Consider the following 20526-nt stretch of genomic DNA (forward strand, 5'->3'; position numbering starts at 1 on the left):
TCCACAATCCTGGCAAATAATTTGGAGAGGTGGCAGAGTGGTCGATTGCGCCTGACTTGAAATCAGGTGAAGTGAAAGCTTCCGGGAGTTCGAATCTCCCCCTCTCCGTTTTTTTTGGGAAAATAGAGACGTTTGATTAAACGTCCCTACATTTCGATTTTAATTTCTGATTAGGTTGCTTGAGGCTGAAGTAAATTTTCTATGCCTTGAACAACGGTTGCTGATTCAATTTTGTCACCAGCTTTAAGTTTATCTAAAATCTCTCTACCTTCAGTCAGATAACCAAAAACAGCATAACGACCATCTAAAAGATTCCGTCCCGCTGGAGTAAGTTCTGGTTCAAACAAAAAGAAAAAAACCTGGGAAGAACCACCATTAACTTCATTTTCTGGCCGGGCCATCACTAAAGCACCAAAAGACGAAAACGGTAAAACAGGCATATCTAAATAACGCCCAGCTTCTTCGAGAGTAGTGCCATAGGTTGGTTCTTTTTCACCTGCGACTAAAATTTCTAGGGGAACAGCCCGGTATTTGCCAGTTTGAGGATCAATAAAACCGACTTCCTTACCTACAGGATCTCCGGTTTGGAGAAAGTAAGATTCTTCCGAACGGGTGAATTCTAAACCATTATAAAAACCTCGTTGGACCAAATCTACAAAGTTACCAGCGGTTACAGGGGCGCTATAGCCATCTACAACTACAGTAAGATCGCCTTTATTGGTTTTAAAAGCAATCCTAGCTCGTCCTTTGAGTTGGGGTAAGTTACTGTATTCAGCCGGAACTTCAAAGGGGAATTTCGTCACCATTGATTCTTCTAACAAACTAACAAGATTCAGTAATTTAGCTCTGCCCTCAAGAATGGGTTCTTTTTGTTTAGTTTTAACAAGTTCTTGCAGTTCTATGATGCCAGATTTCAATTCAGTCATCCAAGCTTGGGCTTGAGGTTGGCGTTCTTCCGGAACGCTTGCTAATATTTGGGAAGGTTTATCGAGTATCCGCAATGCCTGTTTGAGGTCATTATTAACTGCACCCCATCGTTTATTTGCCCGCAGTTGGTTAGAAATGTCTTCTAAACTAGCTTGTAGTTTACGTACAGGTTGATTATCTATCGGCAGTGCATAGCGTAACAGAGCCTTCCCGTCGGTAATTGCGTTTCCCGCTGGTAGTCCAGCGTTACTAGTGGGAGTCCACCCAGCCGTACCTGTGCCTAAAAATATTGTTAATAGCAATATTACCTTTAGGCCGTTCTTCACCCAGGACTTAAATAAGTTCAACATGAAATTTCCCTTTCTTCAGCATCAAAGTGTTGACTGGAAGTAATTCATTGATTATCTTCCCATATTGCGGGACTGGGGATGGAGGAGGCAGGGGAAGTGGGAAGTAGGGGAAGTAGGGGAAGTAGGGGAGGCAGGGGAAGAAATATTAATTTTGCCTATTACCTGTTGCTTCTTTCCTGACAACTGACAACTGACCACTGACAATTAACAACTAACAACTTATGGCGCGGGAAGGGTACAATAAATGCCGATTGTCTTGCAAAATTTGAAAGTTTCATGATCTCTAGTAACGACTTTCGACCTGGTGTTTCAATTGTATTAGATGGTTCGGTTTGGCGCGTGATAGATTTTCTTCACGTTAAGCCAGGCAAGGGTTCTGCCTTCGTACGGACAACATTAAAAAGTGTTCAAACTGGGAAACAGTTAGAAAAAACTTTTCGGGCTGGGGAAAGCGTTCCTCAAGCGACTTTGGAAAAAGTGACGATGCAATATACCTATAAGGACGGTGATGAGTTTGTCTTTATGGATATGGAGACTTATGAAGAAGGTAAATTAACTACATTGCAAATTGGCGATCGCGTCAAGTACCTAAAGGAAGGTATGGAAGTTAACGTGATTCGCTGGGGCGAACAAGTTCTAGAAGTAGAACTACCTAATTCTGTAGTTTTGGAAATTGTGCAAACAGATCCTGGTGTTAAAGGTGATACTGCCACAGGTGGTACTAAACCCGCAATTCTCGAAACTGGTGCAACTATCATGGTTCCTTTGTTTATTGCCCAAGGGGAACGCATAAAAATTGATACCAGGGAAGATAAGTATTTAGGCAGGGAATAATTTTCCTATTTTTTTGATACCAACTGGGAATAGTCAGGAATAAAATCGTTCAACTGAGCGAAGTCCAAAATCTCAAGTTGGTGCTAATGATTTCAATCCCTTTTTTATAGAGGGATTAAATCCCTGCCTTAATTAGAATTTTAATTTAACAGTTAGGTGGAGGTAAAATAATTGTGACATTAGACTTTAATGAAATCCGTCAGCTATTAGTAACTATTGCCCAAACAGATATTGCGGAAGTTACTCTCAAAAATAATGAATTTGAGCTAACAGTCCGAAAAGCTGTCAGCTTTAGCAATAATGCCCAAGGAACGGTTAGTGCTGTAGGGAGTGCCAGTGTAACCCAGTTGCTATCTACAGCCTTACCAAGTTCAATGTCTGAGGGGGGTGTAATCAATAAAGTTATTGATAATTCATTAGCACAACCTCCTCATTCTTCTTCACCAATTAATCAAAAATTGGTTGAAGTCCCATCACCAATGGTAGGGACATTTTACCGCTCCCCAGCCCCAGGAGAAGCAGCGTTCGTGGAAGTAGGCGATCGCGTTAAAGCTGGTCAAAGTGTCTGTATAATTGAAGCAATGAAGTTGATGAACGAAATTGAAGCCGAAGTCTCTGGACAAGTAATGGAAATTTTAGTTCAAAATGGCGAACCCGTAGAATATGGTCAGCCTTTAATGAGAATTAACCCTGATTAAGTATTAAATAGGGAACAGGGAAATTGGGGAAGTTAGGGAAGTTAGGGAAGTTGGGGAAGTTGGGGAAGTTGGGGAAGTTGGGGAAGTTGGGGAAGAGAAAGAATTTTCCCAATGACAACTGACAACTGACAACTAACAACTGACAACTGACAACTGAGAACTGACAACTAACAACTGACAACTGACAACTAACAACTGACTAAAGCGGATAATTTTTCTGAAAACTTTCGCGGGTGAGTGGTTGTTGTAATTCCACACCTTCACCCCCTAAAACCTCTAAGGGTTTCCCATTGACTTCAATATATACTTTGGCTTTAGGGTTTAAACTAGTAGCAGTATATACAACTTGTCCCACACGCCCCATCATGGAAGTGCTACCTCCACCAGTGGTAAAGTTTGCGGATAAATTCACATGAATATCATTGTTTTCGGCTTTTAGTCCCAATAGTTGAGTCCCCTGGGGAATAGTAGTAGAATCTGTGCCTTCACCAGGACCTGCTAATAAGGTTTTAAATGCTGCCTCTAAAACTTGGTTGGGTTGGGTAGCTGCAACTTTAAAAGGTTGGGGAACTAAATCCAGCCGATTTTCCTGGGATCTGAGCCAATATATACTAGCAGTCTGTTCATTACCTTGTTGGGTTGTTGATTGCTTGACTGGCTGCTTAATAGTTTGCGAAGAATTGGTAGGTGTGGGAGTATCTGGAGTCTGTCCAGAAAACCAAGCCACACCACCGCTTACTGCTACTACGGCTGCGGAAATAGCTGCTACCGCACCGGCAGAAATACCGTTAGTTCTTTGTTGGTTATTCATATATAAAACCTACTGGATTCAGAATGGAAATAGTAGTAAGATAAGTAGCCTGTTTATAAAGGTTATATCTTAAATAGATGCTTTGATTTGTATATAAACTGCTATTGTTAATCACTCCCCCTTCTCACTCCAATTGTAGAGTTATCTTTTCAAGTCCGTCAGCTTTCCCTTTATCTAAATCCTATGGTTTCTGGAAAAACTTTCAACAAACCTCTGCATCCTTCCTATCTGCCCTGGAACGTGCCAGACTATCAATAGCATCCCCTAAGGCTGTAGTCAGACCTTTGCGGGTTTGAGCGTGATTTTCTTGCTCTAGTTTCAAAGCTTGTAATAAATAATCACGTTCTTGAATAACTTCTAATAATTGAGTTTGTAACTCTTCTATAGAATTAAATTGGGAAATTTGTTGCTGAATAGCTGTGGTGCTGTCAGTACCTATTTCAGTATTGACACCTAAAAATTTTTGTTCTTCAGCTTTTACAGATGCTATGGCTTCCTGGTGCATTTTCGTATCTGCACGTCGTTGCTCTGCTTCGGTATTATAAAGTTGTCGCCATTTTTGCGAACTTTCCCAAGCTTCATCTCGTTCACGCTGAAATTTCGTCATCTGTTGTGTCAGAGACTGAATTTCGGCTAACCATTTTTGTGTTAAATGGGTGGAGTTATCAATATTTTCGGTCATTATTTTAGTTAAGTGTAGTTAATACCTCAGGAGGATGAGCAGGACGGGAAGGAGTTGCTTTAGGAACAGTTGTTTATCAAAATACAGGCAAAATAATGTAGAATATACCCCATCTACCTATAAAAAATTATCTAATTCATGATTAAGGCACTAAAACTACCCCAAAAATTAATGCTGCTTGGTTCAGGTGAACTAGGAAAAGAATTTGTAATTGCTGCTCAACGTTTAGGCAATTATATCATTGCTGTGGACAGATATGCTGATGCTCCGGCGATGCAGGTGGCTGATTGTGCAGAAGTTATCTCTATGCTGAGTGCTGATGATTTAGAAGCAGTCGTAAATAAACATCAGCCCGATTTTATTATTCCTGAAATTGAAGCAATTAGAACTGAAAAATTACAAGAATTTGAGCAAAGAGGAATTACAGTTATTCCCACAGCAGCGGCGACTAACTACACAATGAACCGCGACAGAATTAGAGAATTAGCACATCAAGAATTAGGAATTAGAACTGCTAAATATGGTTATGCAGTTACTTTAGAAGAATTAATTATCATTTCCGAAGAAATTGGTTTTCCTAATGTTGTAAAACCTGTGATGTCATCTTCTGGAAAAGGTCAATCTGTAGTTAATGACAGCAGCGAAGTCGTAAAAGCTTGGAATTATGCTATTTCTAATTCTCGTGGTGATAGCCAAAAGGTAATTGTTGAAGAATTCATTAATTTTGAAATTGAAATTACTTTACTGACAATTAAACAATGGAACGCACCCACAATTTTTTGTAATCCCATTGGCCACCGTCAAGAAAGAGGAGATTATCAAGAATCTTGGCAACCCGCAGCTATTTCTGAAGATAAAATTTTAGCATCTCAAGAAATTGCCAAAAAAGTTACTGATGCTTTGGGTGGTGCGGGAATTTTTGGTGTTGAGTTTTTCATTACTAAAGATGAGGTGATTTTTTCGGAACTGTCTCCTCGACCCCATGATACAGGAATGGTGACATTAATTTCTCAGAATTTGAATGAATTTGAATTACATCTCCGAGCCATTTTAGGTTTACCAATTCCCCATATTGAACAGTTAGGATTTTCAGCAAGTGCGGTAATTTTAGCTTCCGAAAAGTCTGATTCTATTACTTTTACTGGTGTAGCTGAAGCTTTAGCCGAAAAAGATGTAGATATTAAGTTATTTGGTAAACCTACGGCTCATCCTTATCGTCGTATGGGGGTAGCTTTAGCAAAAGGTGGGGATATTTCCGAAGCTAGAGAAAAGGCTACAAAAGCAGCTAGTCAGGTGAAAATAAATTGATATATTTATTTTTAATATTTAAACTCTATCATGACAACAAACAAAACTTTCGTCCCTGTTGCTTTAACAATTGCCGGTTCTGATAGTGGTGGGGGTGCGGGAATTCAAACCGATTTACGGACTTTTGCTTTTCACTGCGTCCACGGAACAAGTGCTATTACCTGCATTACAGCCCAAAATACTGTAGGAGTCAGAAGGGTTGATGCGATCGCATCCGAAGTTGTTGTCGCCCAAATTCAGGCGGTTGTAGAGGACATTGGCGTACAAGCTGCAAAAACGGGAATGTTACTTAACCAAGAAATTATCTTGGCTGTAGCCCAGCAAATAGCAGCTTATAAAATTAATAATTTAGTAGTTGATCCTGTGATGGTATCACGCACAGGAGCGCAATTAATTGATGATAATGCCGTGCAAACTTTACGGAATACTCTGATTCCCTTAGCATCTATTATTACTCCAAATCGCTATGAAGCGCAGATTTTAAGCGGGTTAGAAATTACTTCCTTAGCAGATATGCAAGCAGCAGCGGCAATTATGCACAGGGAATTGGGAGTAAAGGCTGTTTTAGTCAAGGGTGGAGGAATGTCTGGAAATTTGCGGGGTGTTGATGTTTGGTTTAATGGAGAAAAATTGCAGATTTTGAGAACGAAACAGGTAGAGACAAAAAATACTCATGGCACAGGTTGTACTTTATCAGCGGCCATTGCTGCTAACCTAGCTTTAGGTAAAGACCTCTGGACAGCAGTACAAGCAGCAAAAGAATATGTGACAAATGCTCTTACCTATTCTCTAGATATTGGCAAAGGACAAGGACCAGTAGGCCACTTTTTCCCATTATTGATCAAATAAACCAATTTTTTTAAAAGTTGTATTAATCACATATAATTAGTTACTATACTGATAAGTTTAATTATTTAATCCCAGAAATACGCAGAAAAATAGTTACTGTCCAATCTTGGACTTTTGGGCATTTTTCCCTTATTTTTGGGCATAATTTCATAAATAACTATATTCTGCTCCTGATTATCCTTACTCTAACTACTGTATTTTGATACTAAAATATCCATGGAAACAACTACAGGATCTAATTATAGTCAACCACCTAACAACTACCCTCCCTCTGTTCCCCTTTGGGTTTACCGAGAATTGACAGCGGAGTTACAAGCAGTACAATCTAAACTAAATGTAGTTACCAGTCATAATCAAAAATTATCCCAGGAAAATCAACAACTGCGTCAAGAAATAACTAAAGTTATTGAATCTTGCTTAGAACTAAAAAAATTAGTTGAGACTTCAGCACCCAGCCCTCCCGCACCACCGTGTCCTCATAACGAGGAAGAATATCTACCTCAACCTACACCCCGTAATCATCAGGAGGTGAGATATACAAATAAGCCAACCGTGACAACAGCACCTCCACGACAACAGCCTATTACCCCTCGTCGAAAAGCAGTAATAAAAGCTACACCTCCCCAAAACGGTCGTCAGGAGTCTGTTACACCAACAAAAGATGTTAATTTTCCAGTATCAGAAAAAGTATTGATAGAAGAAAAGAAAGTCCGTTATTCTCCTAATCCTCAGTCTCAGACAAAAGGATTAAATGGGTTATGGCTAGTAATTACTATTATATTCATTATGCTAACTGGTTTTGGGGCTGGATATTTAATTGTCCGTCCTTTATTCCAAAATCAGATTCAACCTGCAACAATTAAAAATTAAAAAAAAATTAACTAGTTTAGTCATCTAAAGATGAATCAACCTATTAGTAAGAAACTTATATTTGTACCGAGATTTGAACTTTTACGAAATCACGAAAAACCTAGATGTGTAGGGGTTTAGCACTGCTAAACCCCTACCTATGAAAATTGACAGGTCTATTACCTATCAACAGAACCCATAATTACGTCAATACTACCAAGAATAACAACAATATCCGCAACCTTCATTCCCCGCAGTAAATGAGGAAGAATTTGCAAATTGTTGAAATCTGCGGCGCGGATTTTCCAGCGCCAAGGGAAAACATTATTATCACCTACTAAATAAATTCCCAATTCTCCCTTACCACTTTCAACGCGGGAGTAAATTTCACCTTGGGGAACTTTGAAAGTAGGAGAAACTTTTTTAGCAACGTATTGATAATCAAAAGCATCCCATTCGGATTTTTTCCCAGCCATTATCCGTTTTGCTTCCAGGTTTTCGTAGGGACCACCGGGTAAGCCAGCAATAGCTTGACGAATGATTTTTACAGATTCGCGCATTTCTCGCATCCGTACCATGTAACGAGCAAGACAATCACCAACGGTTTCCCACTGGACATCCCAATCGAAATCGTCGTAACATTCGTAGTGGTCAACTTTCCGTAAATCCCATTTCACCCCAGAAGCGCGTAACATTGGTCCAGAAAGTCCCCAGTTAATCGCTTCTTCACGGGTAATAGTTCCCAAACCCTCAATGCGGCGGCGGAAAATCGGGTTATTGGTAACTAAACGTTCATATTCATCAACTTTAGGGATAAAATAGTCGCAGAAATCTAAACACTTATCTACCCAACCATAGGGTAAATCAGCAGCAACACCACCCACGCGGAAATAGTTGTGATTTACCATGCGGTAGCCAGTGGCGGCTTCCCACAGATCATAAATCATTTCCCGTTCCCGGAATTGGTAGAAAAAGGGTGTTTGCGCCCCCACGTCAGCGAGGAATGGCCCAAACCATAATAGGTGGTTAGCAATGCGGTTTAGTTCCAGCATAATCACGCGGATATAGCTGGCGCGTTTGGGTACGGTGATACCTGCTAATTTTTCCGGTGCGTTGACTGTCACCGCCTCATTAAACATCCCCGCAGCGTAGTCCCAACGGCTGACGTAGGGGACGTACATGATTGTAGAACGGTTTTCGGCAATTTTCTCCATTCCCCGGTGTAGGTAGCCTATGACTGGTTCACAGTCAACGACATCTTCACCATCTAGTGTCATAATTAGACGTAAAACCCCGTGCATTGATGGGTGATGAGGTCCCATATTTAGCACCATTGGTTCGGTGCGGGTTTCTATTCTACTCATAGATTTGCTGTTCTCCTGTTGTGGATGTTGTAAATTGACCCGCTAAGATTAACCTGCTGCGATTGTTATTGTCTGCCAAAATTTAGCTTATAGGGATAATTTCTAGATTATCTCTACAGGGTGACGTTGGAGAGAGAATAGCAGAGTTGGTTTTGGACTTGATGTTTTATTTTGTGCCGCTACTTCAATTATTATAGGGAAGCTTGATATATCAGGGATTGAGAATCTGGATTTTTTTCATGTACCTGGGGGGTGTGGGAATGGGGAGAAATCTTCGCGGTTTGGATGACTAAACTAAAATTGTATCAAGGTCTTGGTGATTTTGCTGATTTTATCCTCGTAGCAACATAGATTTAATTTATAATTACCCTAATTAATATCTATGGCTAAAAAATTACTCATAGAAGTATTTTGTCAATTCAACTAACGATTCCTGAATAAATTGTCTAATATTCCAGCATCTAACCCCAATCAACCTAATGATGAAATTTATCTTACAGATAGATGGTCACATCTGAATAAACTTGAGAAAAAATATCTCAAAGAAGCTATGAAAGCTTATGATAGAATTATAGAATCAAAAGATGATATTCTCAAAATAGCCAATCGGTATCAATTAAATTTTGAGGATATTGAAAGAGCTAAACAGTATGCTTTTGGTAAGGGAGTATTACAAAATCAATTTATCCCTGATTTACGTATGGCTCAAAGTTGGGAAAGAATGACACTAGGAGAAGAAATTGATAGTGATGAGGTTTTACTAAAGCACGAAATTTTGGAATCTGACTTGGTAATGAATCAAGGTTTAAATCAATTAGACGCTCATAAAATAGCTCAAAATGAATACCCTTGGTCTATAATTATAACTAAAGGAGATAAGCAAAAATGAACAAAACATCTGAACAAAAGTTTGTTGAAGCCTTAGATATCTGTCAATCATTGATTGATTTTAAATATCGTCCTACAAATTTAACCTATCAAGCAATAGAGTTATTTTGTGAAATCGGTAAAAATCCTTTTGAATTATCAGAATTATGTCATAAATATTCTAGTAGAATTGAAAAAATCTGTGATATTATTCATGAATATGGAACAAGTATAGATAATTTGCGTGTTGATTGTCCACTTGGTTTTGGTGCAAAAGATCATTGTAGTTTTTTGAGTTTTTTTCTCAATCTTAATTTTGGCAAATTTGAATATTTCACAGATAATTTTACAACACCTGAACAAATTGCTGAATTATTTAAAGATTGGAAAGAAATTGATTTTAATCCTGTCATTGAAAAGCAAAAAGCACTTACATTTTAATTAATCAACTAATAATGCAATCAGATTTACAAACAACCCTAGATTTAGAAGAAGTTACATTTTCTCATATTCCCGTTCTCAGTCAAGAAGTGATTACAGGTTTAAATATCCAACCTGGTGGAAATTATTTAGATTTAACTGTTGGTGGTGGTGGTCACAGTCGCTTAATACTAGAAACTGCTGAAGATGTAAAAGTAACTTGTGTTGACCAAGATGAGGATGCTTTAAAAGCCGCAAAAGAGAATTTAGCAGAATTTGGAGATAGAGTCAAATTTATTCATAGCAACTTTGCCAATTACCAATTTATCGAAAATAGTTATGATGGAATTTTAGCCGATTTAGGAGTAAGTTCCTATCATTTAGATCATCCAGAACGAGGTTTTAGTTTTAGAAATACCGCAAACTTAGATATGCGAATGAACCAACAACAATCCCTCACCGCTGGAGATATTATAAATGAATGGGACGAAAAAGAATTAGCAGATATATTCTTTAAATATGGTGAAGAGAGACTTTCTCGCAGAATAGCCAGAAGAATTATTGAGAAACGCCCATTTGATACTACTACAGAATTAGCAAATGCGATCGCATACTCCGTCCCCCCTAAATACCGACATGGGAGAATTCACCCCGCAACTCGTGTTTTTCAAGCCTTACGAATTGCTGTCAACGACGAATTAAAAGCCCTAGAAACCCTCATAGAAAAAGCCCCAAACGCCCTGATTCCTGGGGGAAGAATCGCCATAATCAGCTTTCACAGCTTAGAAGACAGACCAGTTAAACATGGCTTGAGAAATTCGCCATTATTGAGGATATTGACAAAAAAACCCATAATGGCCACAGAAGAAGAAATAAAACAAAACCCCCGTTCCCGTTCTGCTAAATTAAGAATAGCAGAAAAGAAAAACATAGATAATTGACACCCTTAAACTCCTTCTTCCTTAGCGCCTTTGCTCCTTAGCGCCTTTGCGCGAAACCTTAATCTAGATTTCCCATGCAAACCACCCTCCGTCACCGTCGCCTAAAACTAGCAGAAATCATAGACTTTCCCGCCATTCTTTGGTCAGGTAGTAGCAGTCCCCGCAACTTCCCAGCCAATACCTTCCCCCACCGCGCTAACAGCCATTTCCTTTATTTCGCCGGAATTCCCCTCGAAAATGCCGCCATTCGCCTAGAAAGTGGCAAACTACAACTATTTATAGATGACCCCCACCCCAGTAGCGCCCTGTGGCATGGAGAAACCCCCAGCCGTGAAGAAATCGCCGCCAAAATAGGCGCTGATGAAGCCAAAACAATGACAGAATTAGGAAATTATTTAGAAAATGCGGCCACTCTTCACGTTCAAGATGCTACTACTTGGACACAGCAAACACAACTTTTAAATCGCCGGGTTTTACCAAAAAATCAACTAGAAGGAATTGATTTAGAACTAGCAAAAGCCATTGTTTCTCTGCGGCTTACCCATGACGCAGCAGCCTTAGTAGAATTACGTAAAGCAGCAGCAGTTAGTGTAACAACACACAAAGCAGGAATGGCGGCAACACCTTCAGCTAAACTCGAAGCCGAAGTCCGTGCCGCAATGGAAGCAGTAATTATGGGTGAGAATATGACCACTGCCTACACCAGTATTGTGACAGTTCATGGTGAAGTTTTACACAATAATCATTATTACCACTCTCTACAACCAGGAGATTTACTTTTAGCTGACGTGGGCGCGGAAACCCAGACAGGTTGGGCTGCGGATATTACTCGCACTTGGCCTGTTTCTGGTAAGTTTTCATCTACTCAAAGAGATATTTATGATATTGTTTTAGCTGCCCATGATGCTTGTATTCAAAACATAGCTCCTGGTGTAGAATATGCAGAAATTCATCTATTAGCAGCAACTGTAATTGCTCAAGGTTTGGTAGATTTAGGAATTTTACGAGGTAAACCAGAAGATTTAGTAAAAATGGATCTTCATGCTTTATTTTTTCCCCACGGAATTGGGCATCTTTTAGGTTTAGATGTTCATGATATGGAAGATTTGGGAGACATTGCCGGCTATGATCAAGGAAGAAGCCGAAGTAGTCGTTTTGGTTTAAGTTATTTACGGTTAAATCGTCCCTTGCGTGCAGGAATGTTAGTGACAATTGAACCAGGATTTTATCAAGTTCCCGCAATTTTAAATGATCCAAAAACTCGTTCTCAATATCAATATTTAGTCAATTGGGAACGATTAGCACAATTTTCAGATGTGCGGGGAATTCGCATTGAAGATGATGTATTAGTTACAGAATCAGGCAGTGAGGTTTTAACAGCCGCATTACCAAATCAAGCCAGTGCTATTGAAGATTTAGTTGCTTGTTAAATATGGTATGCTAAAAAACGTGAATTTATTAACTGACAATTCTTTGTAGGTTGGGTAAAGCCACAGCGCAACCCAATATTAGATTACATAAATTAAAAGTTATACTTTATTTAATTCACATTCCTAAATCTTGACATTTTCAATAATTTTAAAATCATGAACAAAAACCCGATAGCATTCATATTTAGCGGTATTATTATCAGCTTAGGATTTTTACCGTCCTTAGCACAAGCAAAACAGCCTGTTTCTGATACCCAAGTTGCAGCAATGGTAGAAGCTTTGCGACTAGCTGCACCCCAGACAAAAAAGCGCAATGATGGATATTACAGCGCATGGCAAGTTAAACCAGAAACTCTCAAAGGTTGGACGAAAACTTGTCTCAAGAAGGAATTAACACCAACTCAGTTTGAAAATGATCCCAAAATAGCTCGTCAAGTTATTTCTTGTATCACCAACCGAGAATTAAATAAGCAATTTCTAGCCACTAATAACAATGAAAATAGTGCTGTGCGTGGTGTTGCTTGTTGGTGGATGACTGGTAGCTATACAGGCTGTGAGAAAGGCTTTACTGCTGATTATGTGCTGAAGGTAGTTCGCTTTTATAAGCAAGAAATTGCCAAACCAGCAGCAGTAACTTCTCCCACAAAGAAAAGTAGCCATTGAAATCATTTAAAATGAGGGATTATGCTCATAATCCCAACATTTATTATCTCGCCAAACTTCATTTTTTGACTCACACTTTTCCTTCTCTTTAGTACCAGGAATTGAGGTAGTTTGAATCATGTTTAAGCTGGATATAAGATATGAAATCATGAACGAACCTGTAGAGAAACCACAAAAGATTAAAGTTCCAAAAAAAAACGTAACGCTGACAAATCTTACAGCAGGTATGACGGAAAAATTACGTTTTTTCCCATAGGGTTGATAGCGCATACATTTCCTCAAAATGGTGTTTATGGCAGATAACACCCTGGGAATGTTTACGCGCTGATAATATAATATCAACTTGCAAAATTATTTATAACAAAATATCACGCAGATTTCTGTTAGCTAATAGACTAAGCTAATTTTCGTTATATTAATGACGGAGTATCTTTTAGACTCATTCCCTGTGCCGATTTGTGACAACATCTGTATAATAATTTTTTAGTGGGAGTTGCAAAACTAACCAAGCCCTAGTTACAATAAGTAAGTGAACAAAATAAAAATGAGGGGTATTGCGTTTTGTAAAATGGCTGAAACTCAATCAGAATATCGCATTGAGACAACTTTACATATCGTTACATACCTTTAAATTTTCCTGTTCACCTACTTAATAGCTACAATAGTTACAACAGAACGCAATAAACAAAGGAAAAATCAATGGGTGTTAAAAGTTACCGTTACAAATCTGTCTACAACTCTGTCGTCGACTCCTCCCTTAACGATATTCAGTTTGTTAAGGATGTTTCTGATTATCTGCGTGTCGGACTAAACTACTACCAGACAAGGACATCCGACAACAAGCCGTCAACAGCAATATTACCCGGACCTCTCAACGCTGTGGGGGCGAAACCCACCAGCGGTTTCCGAAGCCTCAAAGCCAGTCTGCTTCCCTATGTGAGTTGGCGAGATTTTGACAACGACCTGCTACACCCCAACTCCCGTGACAGGATATTTGGCGAGACCGGCTCTGATGATATAAATGGCCAAGCTGGCAATGATCAGCTTTTTGGTGGGGACGACGTTGATACGCTCAAAGGTGGAGAGGGCAATGTTAAGCTTTACGGTGAAGCAGGATCTGACGTACTGACGGGTGGAATGGGCAATGACAGCTTCTACTTCGATCAGCTACTTGCAACAACTGGTATTGATAGAATCACTGATTTCTCGCCTGGCCTTGACAAGCTGGTTCTCAGCAGTGTCCTCTACTCTCAGCTTTCGATTGTCAACCAATTTGAATCTATTGCTGGTTCAAGCACGGCCAATGTTATTGCGGAGGCCACAAGGAGCAATACCAGAATTGTCTACAACAGCAACAATGGAGCGCTCTCGTACGATATAGATGGCACTGGCACGTCCCCAGGTGTACAAATTGCCACACTCAGCAAGTTGAACGCCTATTTTCCTTCCGACCCGCTCTCGCCCCAGGATCTTTTTCCCGCGTTAACCGCATCCGATTTCAACATCGGCTGATGGTTGATTGCACACTCACTTCGGACCCTCCATGGGAGCCGAACTTGACGTGAAACTGAGATAGGTGTAAAAAGCTGCAAGATGGCCTGAAAACCTTTGTCCTATATGGTTTTGATACTTTGATACATTAGTGCCAAAAAAGCCGTGTTAGGTAGGGAGAAATCAGGACTTTTGAGGTCATCTTGCAGGAAAAAACACATCGGCTCAATGCCTTGACGGAATTGCCAACAAAGTCAAAACAAGATATTTTTGGATTATTTTCTTACTGCCATACTTACTAAAAAACAAAAGTGGTTCAACTTGCGTTAAACCACTTGTTTGTAAATGCTGTTTAAAAAGCCCGTGACGAGGATTGAACTCGTGACCTCACCCTTACCAAGGGTGTGCTCTACCACTGAGCCACACGGGCGAAATAGAAACCAAAAATAAGACTTACAATGCTGTGCATTTATTTATAGCACAGCATTTATAATTCTTAATTTCTGTAGGATATGGGCCGAGCTGGATTTGAACCAGCGTAGGCGTAAACCAACGGATTTACAGTCCGTCTCCATTAACCACTCGGACATCGACCCGTTTGTGTCCCACGCTTAACTATAATAGCAGTAGTCTCTGGGTTTGGCAAGGGGTTGGAGAAAATATTTTTGGTAAAGTCTGAATCCTTTACTCCAAAGTAGTTTCCGAGATTTACACGATTAGTTCTCCATTTTTTTTGTAGAGAGTATAAGCGGGTTAGAAGTTCAGCTTGGGGGAAAAAATTCTAGCCGATACCGATATAAAGCCACTGGTTGAGAACCTGCGGTAAAATAATCAGGATCTTGGGGTGCAAGGTAGACAGCGGTTACTTGATTTGCTGTAATGGCTGGAGATGACGGAGAAAGTTTTTGATAAGCGGTAGTTGATTCTACAGTATTCAAATATGGACGAGAACTACCTTTAAATAATTGTTGGAAAACTTCAGAAGTAATGAATTGATCATCTGCTGTTGTTTCTGTGGCGCGATCGCTGATAATAGAAATTAATTGCCGTTCACCCCGCAAAAATGTAATTTGACGATTGGGAGATTGAGGATCTACTTTGGATGATAAAACAGCCTCATTCCCTAAATAAGCTCTGGATAGGTTTAAACTATTAAATTCTCTATCTGCAACTAATATTGATGCTTGCTTTTGGAAGTTAGCAAAAATTTTTAAACCCGAATTAGTTGGTTTAACTTTTATGAATTTAACTAAAAAACTAATTGGTTGATTTAATTGACTACGATTACCTTCAAATCCTGGTGTAACTATATCCGGTGCTAAAGGTGCGGCTAAATCTACTAATGTGCTGGTAACTTTCCAAGTCCCAGACATCCATTCAGGGTAAACTAAATCTCCTACTGCTGGTTTGACTGATGTTAATTTTTCCCATTGGGGGAATTTGGCTAAATGTTCTGCTAATTCTCCAGCTTGGGCTTGATTATTTCCTAAGAACAAAAAAAGCATTAAGCAAAAGCTAATAATTATTTTTATCACCATATTCAACAATTAATAATATTCATTTAGTTTAGATACCCGACTTCTTTGAGAAGTCGGGTATCTAGGGATTTCAAAATTATAAGGTTTCTAGGGCTAAAGGTTGCCAAATTTCCCCATACTTTTCTTTTAAAGTTTGCCAAGCTTCTACTTGTCCTAGTTCGTATTCTCCTGGTTTACCCCATTGCAAAAAGAGGCTTAATGCAGGTTTTTCTTCTGCATCTAAAAACCGAATTGCATAGGTTGTAAAATTCCCTCTTTTAGCTTCACCTGTTTCAAATTTTACTTGTTGAATCATATCCATATTCAAATGAAATTCAAAGCCTTCGGTGTGCATATTCGCATATTTACCTTTTGGTAATTCGGCGTAATATAGCTTTTCTATTTTTCCTCTAGCTTCTAAAACAGCGGCGCTACTGGTGACAATTAGGCGCAAAGTTCCCAAGGTTTCACAAGCTTCTAAAAATTCTTTCAATGTTGTTGTCATATTTGTTGATTGTTTAGTTGTTAGTGTTTCATTTCAGATTTATGACCAATTTAAATGTACTACGTTTCGTATTTCTCATAAGCAGCAACAATTCGTTGCACTAAAGGATGACGCACCACATCTTTTTGGGAAAATTCGCAAATCGCAATTCCTTCCACGTTTCTAAGAATTTGCAAAGCTACATCTAAACCTGATTTTTGATAATGTGGTAAATCAGTTTGGGTAACATCACCTGTAATCACCATGCGGGAGTTAAAACCCAATCGGGTTAAAACCATTTTCATTTGCGCTGGTGTGGTATTTTGAGCTTCGTCAACGATGATAAAGGCGTTATTTAATGTCCGTCCTCGCATATAAGCTAGTGGTGCGACTTCGATGATTTCCCGTTCAATTAAATTGGGGACTTTTTCGGGATCTATGAATTCATTAATGGCATCATAAAGAGGACGTAAATAGGGATTGACTTTTTGCTGTAAGTCTCCTGGTAAAAAGCCGAGTTTTTCCCCTGCTTCCACTGCGGGACGGGTTAAAATCAGCCGTTCAAATTGATTACTGAGTAGGGATTGAACGGCGATAACTACCGCGAGATAGGTTTTTCCTGTTCCCGCAGGACCAATACAAAAGGTTAAATCCCGTCTGCGGAGTGCGTCTATATATTGGCGTTGGTGAAAGGTTTTAGCGCGAATTTCAAAACCTCGGCGAGTTTTGGCGAGGATATCGCGCTGTAGGTCTTGTAATTGGTCTTCTGTATTTGTGTCCAGGGCTTGACGGGCTGTGAGAATATCAGCACTAGAGATATTATTACCTTTACTCCACAAATTTTCTAGCGATCGCACTAATCGCTTTACTAATTCTACCTGTTTAGGTGTTCCCGAAATTAATAGTTCTTGTCCCCGCAGAACTAAGTTAGCTCCTGTTTGTTGGCATAATAGCTTGATATTTGCCTCACCATATCCAGCTAGAGCGATCGCACTGGACATATTCGGCAGTTCAATTATGGAATCATCTGCCATATTATTGCTGAATTGGGTAAAAAGTAGCTGTTAACAAAATTAATATTTTCCGATTAAGTAGGTTGGCGTTAAAAATTGTCGTTGGGGCAAGGGAACTCTTAACTGGGAACAGGGAACAGGAAGAGAGTTTTGGGCGATTTTACTTAAATTTTTCAGTTCACCTACTTAAATGTAAATTGAGAATTCTATAATTTTCTGTTAATTAGTATTTGTTTGACACTCTCAGGGCTGAAGCCTCTTACCAAATCACTAATTAAATTATTTATGCAATTTAGACTCTGACTATCTTACTTAATTTTTGCAAAATTGCCTACAAATTTAGACTTTATTTGTGATTATTTCTCGTTTTATAGATTTTACGAATCTCTGAGTACGTAACCTACACCGCGTATAGTTTGAATTAAGCGTTTTTGACCTTCTTCTTCAATTTTGAGCCGGAGGTAACGAATATATACTTCAATGACATTGGACTCACCCGTAAAGTCGTAACCCCAAACATTTTCTAAAATCTGTTCACGAGTTAATACTTCACGGGGATGTTCCATTAGGAACTTTAAGAGTTCAAATTCCTTCATGGTTAAGTCAATGGCCTTACTCTTGTAAAAAGCCCGACGGGTTCCTATATCTAAAATCAGATCCCCAAAGCGTAATTGCTCTGCGGTATCAATATCAGGTTTGAGATACAGACGAATCAGCCTTAAAAAATCTTCCGAACGGTAAGGCTTGAGGATGTAATCATCAGCACCAGCGTCTAAACAAGCTATCCGATCATCTACTGTGTCTCTGGCCATCAGAACCAGTATAGGAGAACGATTGCCGATATTTCTGAGATTTTTACACAAAGATAGTCCTGATTCACCGACGAGCATTCGGTCTACAACAATTAAAGCAGGTTGGCGATGACTTTGATTGCTGGAAGCATCACTACAGTATTTTAATCCATTGGCTGCATCATGGGTCACAATGGCATCATAGCCAGCTTCTTGCAAATCAAAAGCTAATTGATTAGCCAAGGTTTCATCTGGTTCAATCACCAAAACAAAAACAGCGGGATTGTGGGTACCTATCATAGCAGTTGGAGATTGGTAATTGGTAATTGCTAATATGAGTTATGAGTAAATACGGAAAATCAATCTACTGAGGTAATTAAGATATGGGCGCTCGTTTAAGGGTATTTTTAACTCGTGAGCAAGATAAAACCCTGTTGAACCTAAGAACAAGGGATTTACCACAAAAAGTCAATGATTGGTATGTAGAAAAAATAGCTGCTCATTATTCATCATTCCAAATTTCTTCCTTAACTCTCACAGGCAGTTTTGCCAAATCAGGCAACTCTATCGCTTCCACATCCGTTATTTTATCTTTAATATTAATGGGTATATTAACTGGTTGACGTTCTTCCAGCCAGCAACTAGCCACAGGCAAAGTTTCCTCCAACTCATCTAATGGCCGAGGAATCACCATAACTGCATTTAACTCACCAATGCGTTCCGCTTCAAACATACCTGCTTCCACAGCTACAGCCACATTAGCCACCGAACCGCGAATAATTGCCGTACACAAACCAGCACCAATCTTTTCATAGGATGCTAATTGCACATCAGCAGCTTTAAGCATAGCATCACAAGCGCCAACCATAGCGGGAAATCCGCGAGTTTCCACCAACCCAATGGCTTGATTACTCAAACGGCTGTATCCACCACCATCTCCCATAAATCGAGTCAGACGGTTAATAGGTAGAATTATATCTAAATTAGGATAAGGACGCGCAATCACCAAACTAGAAACCAACTGGCCAAACTGTTCAGCCGTTTGTACACCAGCTTCCACAGCCAAGCGGACATCAGCAATGCCACCTCGGACAATTGCTGTACAATGACCACTACCAATTTTTTCATAACCAACCAAGTGGACTCCAGCCGACTTTAACATCATGTCAGCCGTGCCAACTATAGCGGGGAAACTGAGGGTTGACACCATACCCAAAGCAGTATCTCTGAGGCTATCACGGCGACTTGCTGCGTGAATCGTACTCAAAGCGTTTTGATTATATGTTTCCATTTAAATTTTCCAGGATAAGGTTCATATAGCGTCTTCAATCATAGAAGAATGAAAACTAGCATTTCAATATGGACTTAAGTTCACACTTCATACTTAACACTTAACCTGAAGAATTGTTAGAGTTTTCGTTGCCCAAAGATTGTCTATGGGGAAATAATGTACTCAGCAGCCTATTTATGCTACCTTGTCCATAAATTTGCGTGCCAAAAATATTGTGAGTTTCCAGATCAGACTCGCTGGGTTCTATGTCCTCAGTGGTAGTTTCTGTAGACTCTGGGAGCGTAGTTTCAACCGACGTAGCATCACCCACCACAGCCGTTTCTGACTCTGGTGGAGACTGGCTTTTCGGTGTAGGTGAAGGTGGAGATACAGGCGTAGATTGATGTTTAAACTCCAGACAAGCCGCAACCGAGAGTTGAGTTGAGGAAAATACTTTTTCCTGTTTCTCTGGTTTCTCTGGTTGAGAATGAGGAGATTCAAGTTTTTCGGCTGATTCCTCTGGTTTGTCTGGGGGAGGATTGGTAGATTCTAGTTGTACCGCTGAAGGTTCAACAATCTGCCGACTATTATCTCCCAAAATTGAACCAGAGGGAATAACTTGACCTGGTGCTACGGAACAGTTAAAAACCGTTGTCGCTGCACCAATACAAGCATTAGCCCCAATTTTGCCTTCACCAACCATCAAGAAACCGGCTCCCAGGTTTGCTCCTGCTTCTATTTCTAGAATACCCTCACTTACTTGGAGAATTGACCCCATACCCAGGCATACACCAGCACCAATCACAATTTTACTATTAGTAGCTGCTTGCAAAACTACCCCAGGAGCTATGACCGCACTGGGATGAATAATCACATCGCCATGAATATGAGCATCAAATCTATCGCCCAGGCGTAGCAGCGATACAGACATGGAATTTATTACCTCGGAAGCCGGAAGTGGTCAGTT

22 protein-coding genes, 3 tRNA genes and 1 pseudogene are annotated in these 20526 nt (G+C 39.7%); 13 read left to right on the forward strand and 13 right to left on the reverse strand.

Annotated elements, in window-relative coordinates:
• The first annotated feature begins 23 nt into the window (after nucleotides 1-23).
• Nucleotides 24-108 (forward strand) — tRNA-Ser (locus AN490_RS11120).
• Between the two features lie 62 nt (nucleotides 109-170).
• On the opposite strand, the gene AN490_RS11125 is transcribed toward AN490_RS11120, so the two are convergent.
• A complete protein-coding gene (locus AN490_RS11125) occupies nucleotides 171-1277 on the reverse strand; it encodes a peptidylprolyl isomerase (RefSeq protein ID WP_300003135.1) in 1107 nt (368 codons plus the stop codon).
• Nucleotides 1278-1553: 276 nt separating this feature from the next.
• Between AN490_RS11125 and efp the strand changes: the two genes are divergently transcribed.
• Nucleotides 1554-2111, forward strand: coding sequence for an elongation factor P (efp, locus tag AN490_RS11130; RefSeq protein WP_213718342.1), 558 nt, complete (start codon nucleotides 1554-1556; stop codon nucleotides 2109-2111).
• A 173-nt stretch (nucleotides 2112-2284) separates the two neighbouring features.
• Nucleotides 2285-2809 carry an acetyl-CoA carboxylase biotin carboxyl carrier protein gene (gene accB, locus AN490_RS11135; protein WP_300003140.1) on the forward strand — a complete coding sequence of 175 codons (525 nt, stop codon included), beginning with the start codon at nucleotides 2285-2287 and terminating at the stop codon, nucleotides 2807-2809.
• A 41-nt stretch (nucleotides 2810-2850) separates the two neighbouring features.
• On the opposite strand, the gene AN490_RS11140 is transcribed toward accB, so the two are convergent.
• The 3 genes from AN490_RS11140 to AN490_RS11150 all read right to left on the reverse strand — a co-directional run bounded on the left by AN490_RS11140 (nucleotide 2851) and on the right by AN490_RS11150 (nucleotide 4302).
• Entirely contained in the window at nucleotides 2851-2976 is a 126-nt protein-coding gene (locus tag AN490_RS11140) for a hypothetical protein (RefSeq protein WP_300003143.1), read from the reverse strand.
• A gap of 32 nt (nucleotides 2977-3008) precedes the next feature.
• Complete coding sequence (locus AN490_RS11145; RefSeq protein WP_300003146.1) at nucleotides 3009-3620, reverse strand: GerMN domain-containing protein; 612 nt, start codon at nucleotides 3618-3620, stop codon at nucleotides 3009-3011.
• A gap of 202 nt (nucleotides 3621-3822) precedes the next feature.
• Nucleotides 3823-4302 (reverse strand): hypothetical protein, encoded by a 480-nt coding sequence (locus AN490_RS11150; RefSeq protein WP_300003149.1) that lies wholly within the window; start codon nucleotides 4300-4302, stop codon nucleotides 3823-3825.
• A 138-nt stretch (nucleotides 4303-4440) separates the two neighbouring features.
• Between AN490_RS11150 and purT the strand changes: the two genes are divergently transcribed.
• From purT to AN490_RS11165, 3 genes are all read left to right on the forward strand, one after another.
• A complete protein-coding gene (purT, locus tag AN490_RS11155) occupies nucleotides 4441-5610 on the forward strand; it encodes a formate-dependent phosphoribosylglycinamide formyltransferase (protein ID WP_300003152.1) in 1170 nt (389 codons plus the stop codon).
• A gap of 30 nt (nucleotides 5611-5640) precedes the next feature.
• Complete coding sequence (gene thiD / locus AN490_RS11160; RefSeq protein ID WP_300003155.1) at nucleotides 5641-6459, forward strand: bifunctional hydroxymethylpyrimidine kinase/phosphomethylpyrimidine kinase; 819 nt, start codon at nucleotides 5641-5643, stop codon at nucleotides 6457-6459.
• A 216-nt stretch (nucleotides 6460-6675) separates the two neighbouring features.
• Entirely contained in the window at nucleotides 6676-7329 is a 654-nt protein-coding gene (locus tag AN490_RS11165; RefSeq protein ID WP_300003158.1) for a hypothetical protein, read from the forward strand.
• Between the two features lie 158 nt (nucleotides 7330-7487).
• Here AN490_RS11165 and AN490_RS11170 read toward each other — a convergent pair whose 3' ends face one another.
• Nucleotides 7488-8672 carry an NAD(P)H-quinone oxidoreductase subunit H gene (locus tag AN490_RS11170; protein ID WP_300003161.1) on the reverse strand — a complete coding sequence of 395 codons (1185 nt, stop codon included), beginning with the start codon at nucleotides 8670-8672 and terminating at the stop codon, nucleotides 7488-7490.
• 442 nt (nucleotides 8673-9114) lie between these two features.
• On the opposite strand from AN490_RS11170, the gene AN490_RS11175 reads away from it, so the two are divergent.
• From AN490_RS11175 to AN490_RS11205, 7 genes are all read left to right on the forward strand, one after another.
• Nucleotides 9115-9561 carry a hypothetical protein gene (locus tag AN490_RS11175; RefSeq protein ID WP_300003164.1) on the forward strand — a complete coding sequence of 149 codons (447 nt, stop codon included), beginning with the start codon at nucleotides 9115-9117 and terminating at the stop codon, nucleotides 9559-9561.
• A complete protein-coding gene (locus tag AN490_RS11180; RefSeq protein WP_300003167.1) occupies nucleotides 9558-9980 on the forward strand; it encodes a hypothetical protein in 423 nt (140 codons plus the stop codon). Before AN490_RS11175 ends, AN490_RS11180 begins: the two co-directional genes overlap by 4 nt.
• A 14-nt stretch (nucleotides 9981-9994) precedes the next feature.
• Nucleotides 9995-10900: a 16S rRNA (cytosine(1402)-N(4))-methyltransferase RsmH gene (rsmH, locus tag AN490_RS11185; RefSeq protein WP_300003170.1), complete on the forward strand. Its 906-nt coding sequence runs from the start codon at nucleotides 9995-9997 to the stop codon at nucleotides 10898-10900.
• A 74-nt stretch (nucleotides 10901-10974) separates the two neighbouring features.
• On the forward strand, nucleotides 10975-12330 hold the full coding sequence (locus AN490_RS11190; RefSeq protein WP_300003173.1) for an aminopeptidase P family protein: 1356 nt from the start codon (nucleotides 10975-10977) through the stop codon (nucleotides 12328-12330).
• Nucleotides 12331-12486: 156 nt separating this feature from the next.
• Nucleotides 12487-12993 carry a hypothetical protein gene (locus tag AN490_RS11195; protein ID WP_300003176.1) on the forward strand — a complete coding sequence of 169 codons (507 nt, stop codon included), beginning with the start codon at nucleotides 12487-12489 and terminating at the stop codon, nucleotides 12991-12993.
• Nucleotides 12994-13111: 118 nt separating this feature from the next.
• On the forward strand, nucleotides 13112-13249 hold the full coding sequence (locus AN490_RS11200; protein WP_300003179.1) for a hypothetical protein: 138 nt from the start codon (nucleotides 13112-13114) through the stop codon (nucleotides 13247-13249).
• Nucleotides 13250-13692: 443 nt separating this feature from the next.
• Nucleotides 13693-14505, forward strand: a complete 813-nt coding sequence (locus tag AN490_RS11205) for a hypothetical protein (protein ID WP_300003181.1) — start codon at nucleotides 13693-13695, stop codon at nucleotides 14503-14505.
• Nucleotides 14506-14842: 337 nt separating this feature from the next.
• Here the strand turns inward: AN490_RS11205 and AN490_RS11210 are convergent.
• The 8 genes and pseudogenes from AN490_RS11210 to AN490_RS11245 all read right to left on the reverse strand — a co-directional run bounded on the left by AN490_RS11210 (nucleotide 14843) and on the right by AN490_RS11245 (nucleotide 20490).
• A tRNA-Thr gene (locus AN490_RS11210) sits at nucleotides 14843-14914 on the reverse strand.
• 83 nt (nucleotides 14915-14997) lie between these two features.
• Nucleotides 14998-15080 (reverse strand) — tRNA-Tyr (locus tag AN490_RS11215).
• 165 nt (nucleotides 15081-15245) lie between these two features.
• Nucleotides 15246-16022 carry a DUF6816 family protein gene (locus AN490_RS11220; protein WP_366925032.1) on the reverse strand — a complete coding sequence of 259 codons (777 nt, stop codon included), beginning with the start codon at nucleotides 16020-16022 and terminating at the stop codon, nucleotides 15246-15248.
• A gap of 76 nt (nucleotides 16023-16098) precedes the next feature.
• Nucleotides 16099-16512, reverse strand: a pseudogene (locus AN490_RS11225) (ChuX/HutX family heme-like substrate-binding protein); the annotation flags it as partial.
• Nucleotides 16513-16565: 53 nt separating this feature from the next.
• Nucleotides 16566-17519, reverse strand: coding sequence for a PhoH family protein (locus AN490_RS11230; protein WP_300003187.1), 954 nt, complete (start codon nucleotides 17517-17519; stop codon nucleotides 16566-16568).
• A gap of 356 nt (nucleotides 17520-17875) precedes the next feature.
• On the reverse strand, nucleotides 17876-18589 hold the full coding sequence (gene nblR, locus AN490_RS11235; protein WP_300003190.1) for a response regulator transcription factor NblR: 714 nt from the start codon (nucleotides 18587-18589) through the stop codon (nucleotides 17876-17878).
• Between the two features lie 202 nt (nucleotides 18590-18791).
• Nucleotides 18792-19580, reverse strand: coding sequence for a BMC domain-containing protein (locus AN490_RS11240; RefSeq protein WP_300003193.1), 789 nt, complete (start codon nucleotides 19578-19580; stop codon nucleotides 18792-18794).
• Nucleotides 19581-19680: 100 nt separating this feature from the next.
• Complete coding sequence (locus AN490_RS11245; RefSeq protein WP_300003196.1) at nucleotides 19681-20490, reverse strand: transferase; 810 nt, start codon at nucleotides 20488-20490, stop codon at nucleotides 19681-19683.
• Nucleotides 20491-20526: the final 36 nt, after the last annotated feature.

Origin of the sequence: Anabaena sp. AL09 (assembly GCF_001672255.1) — a bacterium.
Lineage (GTDB): Bacteria > Cyanobacteriota > Cyanobacteriia > Cyanobacteriales > Nostocaceae > Dolichospermum > Dolichospermum lemmermannii.